The organism is Candidatus Amarolinea dominans (genome assembly GCF_016704685.1).
Classification (GTDB): Bacteria; Chloroflexota; Anaerolineae; order SSC4; family Amarolineaceae; genus Amarolinea; species Amarolinea dominans.
Genome location: NZ_JADIZS010000036.1, coordinates 32,699 through 48,488 on the forward strand (window position 1 = coordinate 32,699; position 15,790 = coordinate 48,488).

Genomic DNA, 15,790 nt, shown 5'->3' on the forward strand with positions numbered 1-15,790 from the left:
GTGGTGGGCGCTCTCACGGTTCGATGTCGTACAGCACGGTCAGGAGGCGGGCGGACTCGGCCTGCAGCAGTGTGGAGACCTCGCGCGCGGCGCGGGCCAGCCAGGGCAAGTCGTTCCCGCGCAGGGTGTACGTCTGGCGAATGTGCGCGGCCAGGAGCTGTTCGGTTGGCAGCTCGCCCTGCGCGGCCAGCAGCAATCGGAAGTAGGTCATCTGTTCGCTGAACGCGGTGAGCGTCGGCAGGTCGCAGGGCAGCACAGAGTAGTGCAGCGGCGGCGGCTGGCTGGGCAGATGACGGCGCAGCCGGCCCAGGGCGTCCCGATAGCCGACCAGGAGCGCGCTGAACTCGGTGCGCAGCGTCTTGGAGAGCTGCGGGTGCTGCTGGTAAATGGCGCTGTCGAACGTATCTTCAGTGCTGCGGCGCACGACCCGGCGCCCAGGGTCCAACCCGCCGGTGTTGCCAAAGCTGACCACGGCGTAGATGGGCTGGCCGGCTGTGGGCTGCACGTAGACCAGGCTGCCCAAGGGCGGCGGCTGGTGCAAGGTGTAGCTTTCGGCCACGAAGCTGCTGGTATTGGTGGCGATGATCTCGCCGCAACGATCCGTCATGCGCTCTCCATCGTTTTGCTGAACAGTTTCCTTTGTGTTCCTAGATGCTACGCTCGCGCTTGCTGCGGTCCTTCAGCGAGCGGGCAACGTAAATCTGCTGCTGGGCCAGGGCGGCTTCCAGCAGTTGTTCGACCAATTGGCGGTCGCCCATGGCGATGACGGCCTGTTCGTGCGCCTCGACCAGGGCGGGGGGGAAGCCGCGCCCCCGGCGACACTGGTCCACCACCAGCGCATGAACCCGGTCGAGCAGGCCGGCATCGTCTGCCACCCACTGCGGGACTTCGACGCGGCCAATTTCGCCGCCCACGTTGACGTAGAAGAACAGAATCTGCTGGGCCGGGTGGGGATAGAACTTGCGCACGACCGGCTGGCGGCTCAGCCACAGGCCGGTGCGTTGACCGTCCTCCAGCATGGAATCGAGCAAGCGCCGATCTTCAAGCGGCACGATGGGGGCGCAGGCGTTCAGCCCGCTGTCGCGCAGGGTGACGCAGCGCGAGCAGACGACATGCTCGTCCGGGCACAGGCCGACGCGCAGCGCGTTGATCACTTCGTCGCTGCCCGGAAAGCTGATGTAGCTGGCAACCGGCACGCGGCGCTGGCGCAGCGTCTCCAGGGCGTCGAGATAGGGGCCTAAGAAGCGGGTGCGCACCTCCTCGCTCAGGCTGGGGCTGTCCAATCCCCAGACGATCAAGGTGCCATCGCGCAGCGCCAGCGCCTCCGGCTCGGAGATCGCCTCTGTGGCCTGCACCAGGGTTTCCATCTCAGAGACCGCCATCTTCACCGCGACCAGCGCGCCATCAATGGGCAGAGTCTGGTATTTGGGGGAGATGAAGACATCCTCGTCCTCGTAGAACAGCTTGCACTGGCTGCCCAGCTCCGCATCGGGCTGGCTGCCGTAGGTCAGAATGGCATAGCCGGAATTGATGACGTAGTAGCGCACGGGGCTGTGGCGGTCGGGGTAGATGGCCGAGCCGTCGGACGCGACCACGCAGAAGTTATCGCTGTGCGGGGGCAGGGGGTAGCGATTGGTCAGCGGCTCCAGGGGATAGCCTACCAGCCAGGCCGGGTGCGCCTGGGGATCGTCCAGCCGGCCGCGCAGATAGGCCGCGTCCCGGGTCAGGAACTGCTCACGCGCCGCGGCCAGGCGGTCGCTAGAGGCGTCCAGGCTCAGGTTTTGGGTCATCTGCTCTATTTGTGTACTCAGGCTCTCAAGGTCAAGCGGCATCGGTCTCATTCCGTGCAGAGCTGATGGGTGATGGGGAACCGTGGAAATTGTAGCGCATGGCCGCGGCTGGTGTCAAGTTAAACAGGCATGGCTTCGAAGGGATGACTTTGACAAGTTGAAGGGCTGCTGTGCCCCAGGACTGAAATGCTCCCCTGCGGCTTTGCCATCTTGATCGTTCGTTCGTATAATCCAGCAGGCGAATCTGCACAGCGCCTGGATCGAACGGGCTGCGAACGCCACTCAGAAGGAGAGACGAGGAGAGATTATGGAGCCAATTGATGTCATCGTCACAGCGGGATACTCGGAAGGGAAACCGGATTTGCTGGCCGAGTACACCGGCTCGCCGCGCAAGGCGCTGGCGCCGCTGGCGGGCAAGCCGATGGTATGGCACGTCGTACATGCCCTGCGCGCAGCCCCTTCCATTCGCGATATCATCGTCATGGGCATTGCCCCTGAAGAAGGGGTGGACTTGGGCACGCCGGTGACGTTCGTTCGTAATCAACCGGGCTTGCTCGATAACGTCTATGCCGGTCTCGATACGGTGCTGCGTCAGCATCCCGATGCCATTATGACCCTCGTCGCATCGGGCGACATTCCCCTGCTGACGTCGGACATGGTCGAATGGTTTGTGGCGACCTGCCGGCAATCCGAACATGACGTCTATTACTCGGTTGTGCCCAAGGCGGTCATGGAAACCGCTTTTCCAACTTCTAAACGCAGTTACATTCGCTTCCGCGAGGGGCCTCACTGCGGCGGCGATCTGTTCATGGTGCGCTTGGCCGCAGCCCATCGCAGCGAGAGCCTGGTGCGCGCCGCGCTCGATCGGCGCAAGAGCGCCTGGCGGCAGGCGCTCCTGATGGGCGTCGGCACCCTGCTCAAACTGGCGGTGGGTCGCCTGAGCCTGCCCGACGCCGAACGAGTGGCAACCCGTATTTTCCAGGTCCGTGCGCGGTAGTGGCGCCCTACGCGGCCATCGGTATGGACGTGGACAAACCGTTCCAGTACGACATCGTGCGCCAGAGAATGGGCTAGAAAATGGACCGAAGACCAGGGAGACGCACAGCTCCGCCCCAGTCGGCGCCAATAGGGGGTCAGCAAGCAGTATCGTGAGCGAACAGCCGCCGCATCTTCCGCTCCCGTCCCAACAAACGGACCGCCGCACCTGGCGCAGCCGGATCGGAGCCTGGGATCGTGCGCGCAGTGCGCGTCTCGTGGTGACGCGTCACGGGGATGCGCGCTACGGCCTGGCCTGGCTGGGCGCACACCTGGGGGACGGCTACCTTTGGTTCACATTGGCCGCGCTGGGCCTGTGGCTGGGCGATGACCCTCTGCGCCGCGGTGTGCTGCTGTGGATCATCAGCATGGCGGTTGGCGGCAGCCTCACCACCTCCAGCAAGTTCATCCTGCGACGCCAGCGCCCACAGGAACAGCACGGCTTCTATTCGGTCAAATATGACCGTCACAGCTTCCCATCCGGCCACGCCACACGCATGGGCGCCGTCGCGACCTGGGGCGCCATCCTCTTTCCCGGTTACGCCTGGGTGTTCATCGGTGTGTCATTGTGGACCGCCTGGAGCCGCGTGGCCCTGAGTGTTCACTACCTGCTCGATGTCGTCATCGGTCTCACCATTGGCGTCGCGACGTCGCTGCTCATCTTCGCGGTCACCGGTGGTCGCGTCTGATCGGGGTCAGGGCGCGGCCCTCCACCCTGATATGCGCCCCGGCCGCTGCTTGACCCGGATAAACGAGCGGTGGTAGAATGGGGATACACGGTACAGAGAATACGCCTGTTGGCGAAAACGTCACCCGTTTGCGCTACAGCGCAAGGAGACAAGACAATGTTGTTCGAACTCGATGATGAGCACAAAGCTTTACACGCGATGGTGCGCGATTTCGTAGATCGGGAAGTTGCCCCGCGCGCGCGGCATGTGGACGAGACGGGTGAATACCCATGGGACACCCTGAAAAAGATGGCGCCGCTGGGCCTCCTGGGTTTGAACATCCCGGAGGAGTATGGCGGCGCCGGCGCTGATCAAATCAGCGCGGCGATTCTGATCGAAGAATTGGGCCGGGGCTGTGGTTCCACGGCGCTCATTGTGGCCGCGCACCTGGGACTGTGCTGCGGCCCACTCAACCGCTTTGGCACCCACGCCCAAAAGCGGACCTACCTCGTCCCGCTGGCCCGGGGGCAGCACATCGGCTGCCTCGGTTTGACCGAGCCGGGCGCCGGATCGGATTTACAGGGGGGCGTGCGCACCTTTGCCGAGCTTGTGGGCAGCGAATGGGTCATCAACGGCAGCAAGATGTGGCTCACGAACGCCGGCGAGGCCACCACGGCGCTGCTGCTGGTGCGCACCGACAAGCGCGGCGGCAGTCGCAGCCTGAGTCACGTCATCGTGCCGACGAGCACGCCAGGTTTTCAACCGGGCAAACCCGAAGAGAAGATGGGGCTGCACGGCTCTCACACCTACGCGGTGGCGATTGACAACGTGCGCGTGCCGGCAGAAAACCTGCTCGGCGAGGAGGGTCGCGGCCTGCATCAAACGCTGGAGGTGCTCGACGGCGGGCGCATCGGCATCGCCGCGCTGAGCGTGGGCCTGGCGCAGGCCGCACTGGACGCCGCCCTCGCCTACGCCAAGTCGCGCGCCGCGTTCGGCACCGCCATCGCCAATCACCAGGCAGTGCAGTGGATGCTGGCCGACAGCGACACCGACATTCAGGCCGCGCGTCTGCTCGTCTTCAAGGCGGCGTGGCTCAAAGACCTGGGAAGGCCGTATACCAAAGAAGCGGCGCAGGCCAAGCTGTTTGCCACGGAAATGGCCGAGCGTGTCTGCTACCGCGCCATTCAGATTCATGGCGGCTACGGCTATTCACGAGAGTACCCGGTGGAGCGCATCTACCGGGATAACCGCCTCATGGAAATCGGCGAGGGCACCAGTGAGATTCAACGCCTGGTGATCGCGCGCCGCTTGCTGGAAGAATAGGCAGGCCTGAGCCGAAGGGAGGCGTCATGTCTCACCCGCTGGTTGAACTGGCGCGGCAAACGCTGCAGGAAACGATCGTTCATCACCGCCCTTTCAGCGCGCCGGCCGACGTGGTACAGCAGTTCCCCACACCGGCCGCCGTGTTTGTCACCCTGTGGACGGCCGACGGCGCGCTGCGCGGCTGTATTGGATCGGTTGTCCCCGTCACCGCGTCACTGGCGGCAGAAGTGGTGGCCGGCAGTGTGGCGGCGGCCACGCGCGATCCACGCTTTCGGCCGGTGACGCCAGATGAAGTACCCTCTCTGCGCATCGAAGTCTCGGTGCTGGGCGAGCCAGAGCCGGTAGATTCCTTGAGCGACCTGGACCCAGCCCGATTCGGTGTGATTGTGGTACGCCAACGCGACGGTCGCCGCGGCCTGCTGCTGCCAAACATCGAGGGCATCGAGACGCCGGCGTTGCAGGTGGCGCTGGCGCGGCGCAAAGCGACAATCGGTGCAGACGAACCGATACGCCTGTTTCGCTTCAGTACCGAAAAGTACGATTGACGCAGTGTAAGGGGCACGGTCACTATGCCGGAGATCCGTCAGAACATCGCGACGAAAGAATGGGTGATCATTGCCAGCGAGCGCGCCAAGCGCCCGGAGCAGTTCATCACCAATTCGCGCCCTGTGACCGCGCACCAACCGGTCCTCGATGCGCATTGCCCTTTTTGCCCTGGCAATGAAGAAGGGCCTGAATTCGAAGTGCTGCGCGTGCCCACCACCGGCCCGTGGCAACTGCGGGTGCTCAACAACCGTTACCCGGCCGTGGAACGGGAAGGTGACCCGCATCGCCACTCCCAGGGCGTGGAGCGCAGCATCCACGCCGTGGGCTATCACGAGGTGGTGGTCGAATCACGGCTGCACAACACCACGTCCGCGCTGCAAAAGGATGCCGAGGTGGCCTGGACACTGCTCACCCTGCAAAAGCGTGCGCGCGAGATGGCCCACGATAGCCGCATCGAGCATGTCCTGATTTTCAAGAACCACGGGCCTGGCGCCGGCGCCTCGATTGCCCATCCCCATGCCCAGATCATCGGCCTGCCCATCGTGCCGCAAAACACCCGCGCGCGCATGGAAGAGGCGCGGCGATATTTCGATGATACCGGTCACTGCGTTCATTGTTACATTCTGGCCGAGGAGTTGAAAGCGGGCACGCGGATCATTGCCGAAAACGCCCACCATGTCGCCCTGGTACCCTATGCCGCGTCAACCCCCTTTCACGTCTGGCTGCTGCCCAAGCGCCACCGCCATTCGTTCAACAACGTGCCGCCCGAAGAGATCGAGGCGATGGCCGCGCTGCTGCGCCTGATCACCGGCAAATTGTATGTGGGATTGCGCGATCCGGACTATAATTTCATGGTGCGCTCCGCACCGGTGCATGAACCGGGTCGCGACTACACGCACTGGTATCTCACCGTCGTGCCGCGGCTGAACACCACGGCCGGTTTCGAGATCGGCTCTGGCATGCGCATCAACGCGGCCCTGCCAGAAGAATGTGCGGCCTTTTTGCGCAGTACGAACGGCTGACCGAGGGCTTTCCCGGCGCAGGTGAGGGCACAATCCTGCCTGAAAACATCTTTGCGCCCCCGCGTTGTAACTGCTCCTACGCACACCCCAGGTTCCACGCCGCGGCCACGGTCATCACATCCACCACATCAATCACGCCGTCGGGAATCACGTCGTAGCGCGCATCGTACAGCCCCGGGTCGTACCAGCGCTGTGCCACGGCCTGAATGTCGTTGACATCCACCAGGCCACTGCTGTTGAAATCATAGCACAGGGTCACCGCGCCGATGATGCGCACGACGCGGCCGTTATAGGTGTCCGCCACCAGCAGATCGCCGCTGGGCAGGAGGGTCAGTCCCAGCGGGCTCCAGAAGCTGCCGGTATGTCCATCGTTCGGCTCGCTCCAACTGCGCAGCAGCGCGCCGGCCGGCGTGAGCAGCTTGATCTGGCTGTCGCCCACATCGCTGGCCGCGACCGCGTCGCCGGGCAGCCGCGCCAGCCCCTGCGGCCGATTCAGCCCCGTGGCCCAGTGCGCCTGCCAGGTCAGGTTGACGCCGTCAGCGTGCAGCGCCTCGATGCGTCCGTTGCCGCTGTCGGCTACCAGGATCGTTTGCCCAGCCCCGCCGGCCCCGCCGGCCCCGCCGACCCCGCCGATGGAGAGCAGCGCCTGCGGGTTGTTGAACTGCCCTGCGCCGCTGCCCGCGCCGCCGAATTGACTCAGCGTGTTGCCCATCCAATCCAACACATCCACGCGGTGCACGCTGCTTTGACTGACCAGCAGCCGCGTCTGTTGACTGTTGCCCACGCGCGCCACACCGCTGATGAACAGCTCATCCAGGCTGGCGTCGGCCTGATCGCGGCCATCCACGCCCGCGCCCACGCTGAGCCAGGTGGGCATGCCGGCCATGGGGACGCGCTGTACGTGCGAATCCAGCAGGCGGCCATCTACCCAGAAGGTGAAGCGGCGGTAGAGCGGGTCCGGCGGCGCGGGTTGCCAGGCCAGCGCCAGGTGATGCCAGACGCCCGGCTGCCAATCGGACACGTCCGCGTACAGGGCAAAATCGTGCTGCCCCAGGCTGCCGTCCGTAAACCAGGCGTAGAGCCAGTTCCAGTCGGCCTTGGCCAGGCGCAGGCGATAGCCATCGCCGCCGGCCTGCAACGCCTCGAACAGGGCGTGCTCCTGGTTGTCTGCGCCGGGCCAGTCGGGCCTGACCCACAGTTGCACGCTGCCCTGGTTCGGATCGAAATGGCCGGACGCCGCGTAGGCCAGTTGATCGTTGCCGTCCACCAGCACCGCGCCATCGAAACGGCCGGGCGTGAAACTGACGCCGGTGGCGGTCACCGGCAGGCTGCCGCTCAGCTTGAGGCTGTTGTCGAACGGCGCCAGGCCCAGCGTCTGCCCATCGGCCGCCGGTCGCCCGGTGATGGTGAACGGCGCACTCGCCAGCGCCACGCCTGACGGGCCATACAGCGGGCCGCTGACGAAGCCTTCCTGCCCAAACCAGTTGACCAGTTGGCGCTGGCTGTCCAGCACCTTGATGCGGTTTTCGCCGGTCACCGCGGCCAGCAGTTGCCCGTCCGCGCTGCGCACCAGGGCGCGACTGCCGGCCAGGCCCAGATGTACCGTGCCCTGCCTCCCCACCCAGCGGTCATCCGCCCACTGCGTGAGCAAGGCGCCGTCGTGACCATCCAGGATGGCCCGCTCGCCGCTGGTTGGGTTGACCGTGACCGCGGCCGGCAAAATGGTGCGCGGCGCGCGGAAGATGGGGCTGAAGCCGCTCTCGCGGCCCTGGCTGTCCACGGCCGTCACCGCGTAGCGGGCCGTGCGGTGCGAGGTGTCCACCAGGCTGAGGCTGCTGGTGGTGGCGATGACGGTCAGGGGGTAGAAGGTCGGTTCCTGCCCGCGGTAGATGCGATAGGCGCTGATGCCCGCCGACGGGCTGGGCGTCCAATTCAGGCTGACGGTGGCGCCATCCACGCGGCCGTCGAGCGCCGGCGGCGCCGCAGGCGCGCCGGCCGCGGGCAGGTGCGTGTTCAACTCCCGTTCGTACGCGCCGGCGCCGGTTTGCCAGTAGGCCAGGTTGAAATCGGTCAGCGACCACCAGGCGTAGAACGGCGGTTGCCCGGCCTGACTGACCTGCACCAGGAGCTGCGCACCGAAGCCGACGACGTCAATCTGACCGAAGGGATTGGGCGCCAGCGTATGGCCGGTGGCGGTGGTGATGCCGCCGAGCGGCAGGCTGCGGTTGGGCAGGGCCACGCGGCCATCCGCGCCGGTCACGCCGCTGGCGATGGGCACGCTCTGCACGACGCCGCCGGCGGTCTGGAAGATTGCCACGGCCGCGCCGGGCAGCGGCTGACCGCGGTTGTCGAGCACAGCCAGACTGTTGCTGGCCGGCACATCGAACAGATACTCGCCAAAATAACCGCGGCGTTGGCCCTGGTTGCGGTTGAGCGCCAGCGCCGTGTGGTCGCCGTAATCGCGCCAGGGCGTGTGCGAGCCGACATCGCCGCCGCCCATCAGCCCCGGCCGCGGCCAGTCGAAGCCGAGCAGCAGCGGCCGGCCGTCGCTGTCGGTCACCTGGTTCTGGTAACTGCCCGCGACGTTCAGGTTGTACTCGTCAATGATGCCCAGTTGGTGGGTTAGCTCGTGGATCAGGCCCCAGTCAATCGCGCCGGCGAAGGTCTGCGCATAGTTCTCGGCCGAGAGCAGCGACTCATCCTCCGGCGTGTCAGGATCGTTCGGCTCCACGCGGAAGGTCCAGCGGCCGTCGAACCAGACGCTGCCGCTCACCAGGTCGCCGCCCACCTCCTCGGTGGCGGTGATGACATCAATGCGCACGCGGTCGAGGACGCCGCTGGGCGCGGCCGCATAGGTCGCGGCCGCCAGGTTGACGTTCATGCGGTCGAACTGCGCCTGAATCCAGTCGTCGAAGCTCCAGGAGCCGACCAGGTTGGTGCGGGTGGCAAAGGCCTGCACGATCAGCGGATGCACCAGGACATCCATGTAGAGTGCATCGGTGGCGTCGCTGCGTTGGTTGTTGTTGCGCGTGATTTCGCTGAAGGTAATGGCCGGATCGAGCGTCAGGGTGACGGTGAAGCGGTCGGTCTGCCAGGGCCAGGTGAGGGTGAGCGTCGTGGTGACGCCGGGCGCCAGCGGCGGCAGCGTCGCCAGGGTGATGTGCGGCCGGCCAGGCGCGGCCGCGAACGAGTTCGGAACTCCGGGAGCCGCGGCGGCGGGCAGGATGGCCCAAACGGCGCTGGCGGCGGGGCTGGTGAGCGTGCCCTGGTTGGCAATGGCTGCGCTGAAGGTGACGATTTCGCCGGGCAGGGGAAAGCGGCGCAGCCCCTGCGTGCCCGCGCACAGGTCGGGCAGGCCGCTGCTGTAGTCCAGGCAAAAGCGCTGGTAGCGCGGGGTGCGCTCGATCCACTGCACGCTGAGGTCGGGCAGGTTGGGCGGTGGCGGCGGCGGGTGGGTCTTGGGCGCGCCGGGTTCCATCCAGTAGAAGGGCGGCGGTGTTGGCGGCGGAACCGGCCCGGATAGCGGTCGGCCCTGGGGGCAGGACGTCAGCCATGGGGCCGGCGCGTCGGCGCGCGCTCGATTCGGCCAGCGCGGGGTCGGCGTTGCCGCCAAGGCGGCCACGGCCAGCAGGAGCAGCAAAAACAGAAGGGCAAGGCTCAACAACCAACGGCTACGCAGCATGAGATCCTCCTTACTCGGATTCCCGGATCGGCTGGACTCCCGAACTTGTTCGGGATGCTTTACCACGGAATACACGAACTACACGGAAAGCCATACTCCGATTTCCCTTCCGTGTATTCTGTGTGTTCCGTGGTTCATACGGTTACATCGTCTTTCCCCGAACAAGTTCGGGAGTCCGGGGTCAGAGCGATTGTGAGGGCGCCAGGCGTGTGGTGCGGCTGCCTGGGCGCAGGGTAGCGACCGTACTGGTGCATGTAGAGATCGCTGTAGATGATATTGAGCCCGCGCGGGCGCGTCGTCGGCCAGCCCCGCGTCCATCTCGTCGCCGGCGCGTTCAACGTCCTCCATCTCTGTTGGCAAGCGCTGCGCCGGTAGGTTAGGATCAGATGCGCCGGTTTCCATGACAGGTCTTCTTTCGGCTATCGCGAAACTTGAAACAGACCATGATTCTGACGCATGCTCGTGATTGAATCCCTGGCCGTGAGACTGCGCAGCGCTGCTTGAATCTCCTCGGCCTGTTGATGATTACCCAAATGCTGCGCCAGGCCAAGCCCCTCACCGAACATCTGGCTGGCCAGCTCTTTCTGACCAGTGAGTGTCAACGTCCTTCCCAGGTGAAAGAGGGAGAGCGCTTCGTACTCGCCGGCGCCTGCGTTGCGGAAGCCAACTAATGACTGCTCCAGGAAATGACGCGCGGTATCCAGCTCGCCCATCTCCAGATAGGCTTCACCCAGGCGCTCTTCGATAAGAGATTGGGCGAAGCTGTCCCCGATGCGCTGCGTGCAGGCCAGGGCTTGCGTGTAGTAGTCTCGCGCCCGACCGTAATCACGTTTGGCCGAGGCCAGGTAGCCGTACAGGCGCAACATTAACCACTCGTCCCTGGCCTTGACCTGCGCTCGCAGCGCCCATGCCTGATCCAGAAGGCGCCCGGCCTGCTCGTATTCGCCAAGTCCCATCCAAAAGTGAACCAGGCCGCGCAAGGCCTCGACCTGGCCATACACATCGCCGATTTGCTCGCTCAAGGCCAAGGCATACTCCAGCCTGGGGCGCGCCTGCTCTGGGCGGCCCAGGCGGTTGAGCGCGCTTCCCCACCAGCGATTGACCATGGCTACAGCCGCGCGAGGGCATGCTGCGCCCAGATGCTCGATCTGTTGGCCAATCTCCAAAACCTCGGCAAATTGCCCACGGGCGTGCAGGTAATAGATCTTTTTGGCCAGCAAGGTGCATGCGATAGCCTGTATCGCTGGTTCGGGAGTTGCTGGGGCCTGCCTGCTCCTCGAATCGCCTCAGCCGCCTGCCCGAAGAGCTGCTCACCCCGCTGGTGCAAGCCTCTGGTCACGTGATAGTCGTGCAGCGGATCACTGATCAGTGCCAGCAGTTCGAGCTGCTGTTGTTCGACGAGCCAGTGCCAAGCAGCAAGGATGTTTTCCAGGTCGGCCTCGATCTCGCGTAGGGCCGTGGCCTGTTCGAAGCCACGCAGCGCCTGACGCCTTTGGTCCAGGAAGGCAGCAAAAAAGCCGCATGGTGCGCACGTGCAGCGTGTTCCTCCTCTGGAGACTCGCGCAGCTTTTCAAGCGCGTAGGCATAGACCAGTGGATGGCGAAGGAAACGCTGGCTCGCTGGGTCAAAACGCAGCAGTGAACGATCCAGCAGGCGAAAGATGGTCGCTGGCACTGTCCCGGCGATGGCCTGCGCAGCTTCTATGGAGAAGCCGCTATTGAACACGGCCAGCCGGCAAAAGAGCTGCCATTCCTCCGGCGTCAAGAGCGCCAACGAGCTTTCAAAGACGGCCGTCAGGCTGCGGTGCCGGTCGGGCCGGTCCAGTTCGTCGGCTGATAACGCCGAGGCGCTGGCAGTCAGTTGGCCGGCGATCTGGCGGGTGGTGTAGAGACGAACACGGGCCGCCGCCAGCTCCAGCCCCAAGGGGAGACCGTCGAGAAGCTGGCAGATTTGGTTGATCCAGGGCAGGTTGTGCCCGGTGACTTGAAATTGGGGGCGGGCCTGGCGCGCCTTTTGTACGAATAACTGCGCGCCCGGGCTTAAGGGTAGCGCTGCATTGGCTTCTGGGATTAAGGAGAGAGGGTTCAGCGGGATTGCCCATTCGGCTTGCAGATTGAGACGGTGGCGGGAAACGGCCAGGATCTTGAGTCCGGGCGCGGCCATGAGCAGGTTTGCCAACCATTCGGCGCCGGAGACGATCACCTCGCAGTTGTCCAGCACAAGCAGCACCTTGCGGTTGTGCCACAAGTGCGACAGGGTTAAGCTGGCCGTCTCGCCTTGGGGATGCAGGGTAGGCTTGACCTTTGCCAGCGCCTGGATCATGTTGTGCGCCAGCGTTTCAGACGAGGTTATGACCGCCAAGGGCGACAGTGCGATGAAGTGGACTTCGTGCCAGCCGGCGTTGAGCTGTGCATGCGCTGCAGCCAGGGCCAATCGGGTCTTGCCGATTCCACCCAGGCCGGTGATGGTGAGCAGGCGGCAGTCATCGTGAGCCAGCAGCTCCTTAACGTGCCTTAGTTCGGCTTCCCGGCCCACGATCGAGGTCAGCGGCGCCGGGAGATTATGTTGAGAGTCGGCTTTGTTTCCGGGGGGCTGGCAGGGCCGAGGGAGTAGATGCTCTTGGCGGATTTGCTGCGCCAGCCACAGGGTTTCCGCTTGCGGTTCCACCCAAGCTCCGGCGGCGAGGATCTGGCGGCACACCTGGAACTGAGCCAGGGCTGCACTGCGCTCGCCGGCCAGCCATAAGGCCCGCATGAGCTGCCGGTGGGCTGGCTCACTCCAGGGTTCCAGCTCCAGTTGGCGCTGTGCATGGCGCTGCGCCTTGTCGAATAGCTGCTGGTGCAGATAGCGCTCCGCCAGTTGACCCAGGAGGTTCATCGCCTGGCGGTGCAACTGCTCGCGCCGGTAATGCTGCCATTCCTCGAAAGGGGTGCCGTCTACGATCATCCCGGCCAGCAGATCGCCGCGATAGAGCGCGGCCGCCTCTTCCTGGCGATCGCTTTGTAGCATGTCGAGAAAGCGGGCCACATCGAGATCGTAGTCGCTGGCCGGGTTGAACTGGATTGTCTGGCGGGTTACTAACAGATAAGGTTGGCGCCCGCCCTCCCGGGGATCGGTGGAATCGAGAAGGCGACGGAGGTCATAGATCGTCTGGCGCAGGTTGTGCGATGCGGCTGAGTCACCCTCTTCGGGCCAGAACAAGGTCGCCAGCACGGCCCGCGAGTGCGGGTGGTCCACAGCCAGGGCCAGGTAAGCTAACAACCCCTGGGTTTTAGCTGAACCGAACCTGGTTATTGGCCGGCCGTCAAGCGCAGCATGGAAGGCGCCAAGCAAGATCAATCGAAGTCGTGGCATCGGACACCAGCAGTGACTCGCTATCGTCCTACGACATGGATGTTTGGTTGCAACAAGGCAGTCTCGTGCCGGCACAGATTATAAGCGGGAATCAGCCTATCGTCAACAAACCTCAGCCCATGCCCGCGATTTGCTGACGAATCACTGACGTTGCCTGTGCTTTCCACTCTGGTGATTTAGTGGAACCGCTTTCTGCCTGTGTTGGAGGTTAAGACCATGAAACATCCACGGCTCGCCAGAGTCGCGCCGGCAGTCATCGCTCTCGTCATTATCATGTCCCTGATCGGCGGGGAGTTTCTTACCGCCTCGGCGCAAACCGACGGTCTACCCCAAGCTTTGCAACGCGCGCGGGCCGCCGGTTCCTACCAGTTCACGGCCGATATTGAGCAACAGCTTCATCCGCGGCCGGTGACAGCCATGATCGGCCAGAGCAGCCAGCAGTTGACCTGGCACCTGGAAGGGAACGTTCAGGGCCGCGACCATTCACGCTTTGGAGATTAGTTTAGCTTCTGGCATGGACGGACGGCGCGCGGCCACGCTCATCCAGGACGGGGCAAAGACCTTCCTGTTACGCGGCGACAGCCTGGAAGAGGTCAGCAACCCGTTCAGCCTGGGCACGCCCACCACTGACTACCTGGCCTTCGTGGGCGCGGCCGATAACGTGCGCTTGCTCGATGCGGTGCAGGCCAGCGGCGAGACCTTCACCCGCTATCAGTTCGACATCAACGGCCCGCAGATGGCGCTTGACATGCTGAACGAAATGCAGCGCCAAATGCAAGGCCAGTTGCCGGCCGGCGTGCACCTCCAGCCACCGCAGAACCTCCAACGCATGACCGGCAGCGGCGAGATCTGGATCGACAGCCAGGGGCTGCCTCGACGCCAGGTGATGGACCTGCACATGCCTGAGGTTGATGCGCGCTACGACGCCCAAACCCACCTGGTGATAGATTTCTTTCGCTTTGGCGCGACCAGCCTGGTGCCGGACGTTGTGCCTGGCCCAGATGGGGGGTGGCAGTTGCAGCCGCTGGCGCCTGCTGCGCCAAGAGATGCAGCGATTACCGCGCCAGGTCTGCACCTGGCCGCAGTGTGGGCGGGCGTGCGGCCGGTTGTTCTCTCCCCAACCTGGCTCCTGCTTTTCTTCGCCCTGCTGCTAGTCGTTGGCTTCGTACGTTTCTATCAGCGCAGTCCGCACCGGGCCTACGGGTTCTTGGCGGCGACCATGATTGCAGCGATGGTCAGTGGGCCGCTGCTGCAGGTCTTAGAGATCGTGCGCTTCCAGGAGCATATGGCCCACGCCGCTTCAGCCGAGCCGGTGGTCAACGCGCTGGGCCTGACCCTGGACCCAGCCAGCGCTAAAAGCGAGAAGCCAGCGATCAGCGTCGAAGCCGAGCAGGCCATGGCCCGGCTGTTGCACGGCCAGGCCGCGCCCGTGGATGAGCAAGACACCGATCCCCTGTTCGTGGCGTGCGGCGTCGGATCGAATACGGCTGACAGCGACGATGACGGCCTCTCCGATTTCGTGGAGAACTGTTACGGCACCAACTACCTGCTGGCAGACACCGATTTCGACGGCGTCCCCGATGGGGTGGAGACGACCGGCTTCGAGCACAATGGCCGCCACTGGTACGGCAATGCGCTCAACGGCGATACCAATGGCGATGGCTTGTCCGACGCCGCCGCGTGGTCCCAGCCGACAGGCACCGCACCCGCGGTGGACGTAGACGGCGACGGTATCCCCAATCTTTGGGACGGCGATAGCGACGGCGATGGCGTGCCGAATGGTCAGGACCTGGCGCCTTTCGCCGTGACGCCCTCTAAGCCAGCCATGACGCTGAACATCGCCGACGACGGTTTCGACGGCTACCGCACGATCGAGCTGCAGATTCAGCCGCAGAACCCAGCGCACCTGCGCTATACCCTGACCACGCTCGATTGGCCCTACGACGAGCAAGGCCAGATGCGCGACCTGGACGGATCGAGCCAGGACGTCCGCCTGGCCCTACCTGACGATCGAGCCGAACGTTGCGCCCAGTCCAGACCTGCGCGAGCATTACGGGGTCATCTATTTCGAGAAGACGATTGACGTCAACAATTCCTTCTTTCTGGGGGTGTCGGGTAACACGTACACCCAACGGACCATGATGGTGCCGCTCGTCCCGCAAGGAACCTCGGCGATCACCAACTTCTACGGCAAGATCCCCTATCAGCCCGGCAGTGGCAGCATTGACTGGACTAACGCGCGCCTGGTATGGCTCGTGGCTGGCGAGGTTGATACTGCCTTCGACTGCGGCCGGGCCGAGCCGTGCATCCGGACGGAGTCCAAAGTACTCCACGAATATTACGAGCCTTTCCGTCTTTCGGGCCTGCGCA

13 protein-coding genes are annotated in these 15,790 nt (G+C 64.5%); 8 read left to right on the top strand and 5 right to left on the bottom strand.

Annotation, left to right across the window (positions count from 1 at the left end; genetic code table 11):
* Window positions 1–13: 13 nt before the first annotated feature.
* Window positions 14–607 carry a hypothetical protein gene (locus IPF85_RS19805; RefSeq protein ID WP_343389861.1) on the bottom strand — a complete coding sequence of 198 codons (594 nt, stop codon included), beginning with the start codon at window positions 605–607 and terminating at the stop codon, window positions 14–16.
* 40 nt (window positions 608–647) lie between these two features.
* The gene (locus tag IPF85_RS19810) at window positions 648–1,832 is read right to left on the bottom strand and encodes a DNA double-strand break repair nuclease NurA (RefSeq protein WP_343409788.1); all 1,185 of its coding nucleotides are present in this window, start codon (window positions 1,830–1,832) and stop codon (window positions 648–650) included.
* Between the two features lie 265 nt (window positions 1,833–2,097).
* Here IPF85_RS19810 and IPF85_RS19815 point away from each other — a divergent pair, with 265 nt between their 5' ends.
* The 5 genes from IPF85_RS19815 to galT all read left to right on the top strand — a co-directional run bounded on the left by IPF85_RS19815 (window position 2,098) and on the right by galT (window position 6,384).
* Window positions 2,098–2,787, top strand: coding sequence for a nucleotidyltransferase family protein (locus tag IPF85_RS19815; protein ID WP_343409789.1), 690 nt, complete (start codon window positions 2,098–2,100; stop codon window positions 2,785–2,787).
* A gap of 151 nt (window positions 2,788–2,938) precedes the next feature.
* Window positions 2,939–3,514 carry a phosphatase PAP2 family protein gene (locus tag IPF85_RS19820; protein WP_343409790.1) on the top strand — a complete coding sequence of 192 codons (576 nt, stop codon included), beginning with the start codon at window positions 2,939–2,941 and terminating at the stop codon, window positions 3,512–3,514.
* A gap of 156 nt (window positions 3,515–3,670) precedes the next feature.
* Entirely contained in the window at window positions 3,671–4,816 is a 1,146-nt protein-coding gene (locus IPF85_RS19825; RefSeq protein ID WP_343409791.1) for an acyl-CoA dehydrogenase family protein, read from the top strand.
* Between the two features lie 26 nt (window positions 4,817–4,842).
* Entirely contained in the window at window positions 4,843–5,361 is a 519-nt protein-coding gene (gene amrA, locus IPF85_RS19830; protein WP_343389866.1) for an AmmeMemoRadiSam system protein A, read from the top strand.
* Window positions 5,362–5,385: 24 nt separating this feature from the next.
* Window positions 5,386–6,384 (top strand): galactose-1-phosphate uridylyltransferase, encoded by a 999-nt coding sequence (gene galT / locus IPF85_RS19835; RefSeq protein ID WP_343409792.1) that lies wholly within the window; start codon window positions 5,386–5,388, stop codon window positions 6,382–6,384.
* Window positions 6,385–6,460: 76 nt separating this feature from the next.
* Here the strand turns inward: galT and IPF85_RS19840 are convergent, their stop codons facing one another.
* From IPF85_RS19840 to IPF85_RS19850, 3 genes are all read right to left on the bottom strand, one after another.
* The gene (locus IPF85_RS19840; RefSeq protein WP_343409793.1) at window positions 6,461–10,066 is read right to left on the bottom strand and encodes a LamG-like jellyroll fold domain-containing protein; all 3,606 of its coding nucleotides are present in this window, start codon (window positions 10,064–10,066) and stop codon (window positions 6,461–6,463) included.
* Window positions 10,067–10,485: 419 nt separating this feature from the next.
* The gene (locus IPF85_RS19845; protein WP_343409794.1) at window positions 10,486–11,286 is read right to left on the bottom strand and encodes a tetratricopeptide repeat protein; all 801 of its coding nucleotides are present in this window, start codon (window positions 11,284–11,286) and stop codon (window positions 10,486–10,488) included.
* Between the two features lie 145 nt (window positions 11,287–11,431).
* A complete protein-coding gene (locus IPF85_RS19850) occupies window positions 11,432–13,327 on the bottom strand; it encodes a BTAD domain-containing putative transcriptional regulator (protein WP_343409795.1) in 1,896 nt (631 codons plus the stop codon).
* Between the two features lie 309 nt (window positions 13,328–13,636).
* Here IPF85_RS19850 and IPF85_RS19855 point away from each other — a divergent pair, with 309 nt between their 5' ends.
* From IPF85_RS19855 to IPF85_RS19865, 3 genes are all read left to right on the top strand, one after another.
* Window positions 13,637–13,921, top strand: a complete 285-nt coding sequence (locus IPF85_RS19855; protein ID WP_343409796.1) for a hypothetical protein — start codon at window positions 13,637–13,639, stop codon at window positions 13,919–13,921.
* A 13-nt stretch (window positions 13,922–13,934) separates the two neighbouring features.
* Window positions 13,935–15,503: a hypothetical protein gene (locus IPF85_RS19860; RefSeq protein ID WP_343409797.1), complete on the top strand. Its 1,569-nt coding sequence runs from the start codon at window positions 13,935–13,937 to the stop codon at window positions 15,501–15,503.
* Between the two features lie 55 nt (window positions 15,504–15,558).
* Window positions 15,559–15,790: hypothetical protein (locus IPF85_RS19865; RefSeq protein ID WP_343409798.1), on the top strand; the 232-nt coding region annotated here is incomplete at its 3' end.

Excerpts from the sequence above, each read along its gene's own strand:
- IPF85_RS19840 (WP_343409793.1), bottom strand. The coding sequence starts at position 10,066 with ATGCTGCGTAGCCGTTGGTTGTTGAGCCTTGCCCTTCTGTTTTTGCTG.
- IPF85_RS19855 (WP_343409796.1), top strand. The coding sequence starts at position 13,637 with ATGAAACATCCACGGCTCGCCAGAGTCGCGCCGGCAGTCATCGCTCTC.
- IPF85_RS19815 (WP_343409789.1), top strand. The coding sequence starts at position 2,098 with ATGGAGCCAATTGATGTCATCGTCACAGCGGGATACTCGGAAGGGAAA.
- amrA (WP_343389866.1), top strand. The coding sequence starts at position 4,843 with ATGTCTCACCCGCTGGTTGAACTGGCGCGGCAAACGCTGCAGGAAACG.
- IPF85_RS19810 (WP_343409788.1), bottom strand. The coding sequence starts at position 1,832 with ATGCCGCTTGACCTTGAGAGCCTGAGTACACAAATAGAGCAGATGACC.
- galT (WP_343409792.1), top strand. The coding sequence starts at position 5,386 with ATGCCGGAGATCCGTCAGAACATCGCGACGAAAGAATGGGTGATCATT.
- IPF85_RS19860 (WP_343409797.1), top strand. The coding sequence starts at position 13,935 with ATGGACGGACGGCGCGCGGCCACGCTCATCCAGGACGGGGCAAAGACC.
- IPF85_RS19805 (WP_343389861.1), bottom strand. The coding sequence starts at position 607 with ATGACGGATCGTTGCGGCGAGATCATCGCCACCAATACCAGCAGCTTC.
- IPF85_RS19825 (WP_343409791.1), top strand. The coding sequence starts at position 3,671 with ATGTTGTTCGAACTCGATGATGAGCACAAAGCTTTACACGCGATGGTG.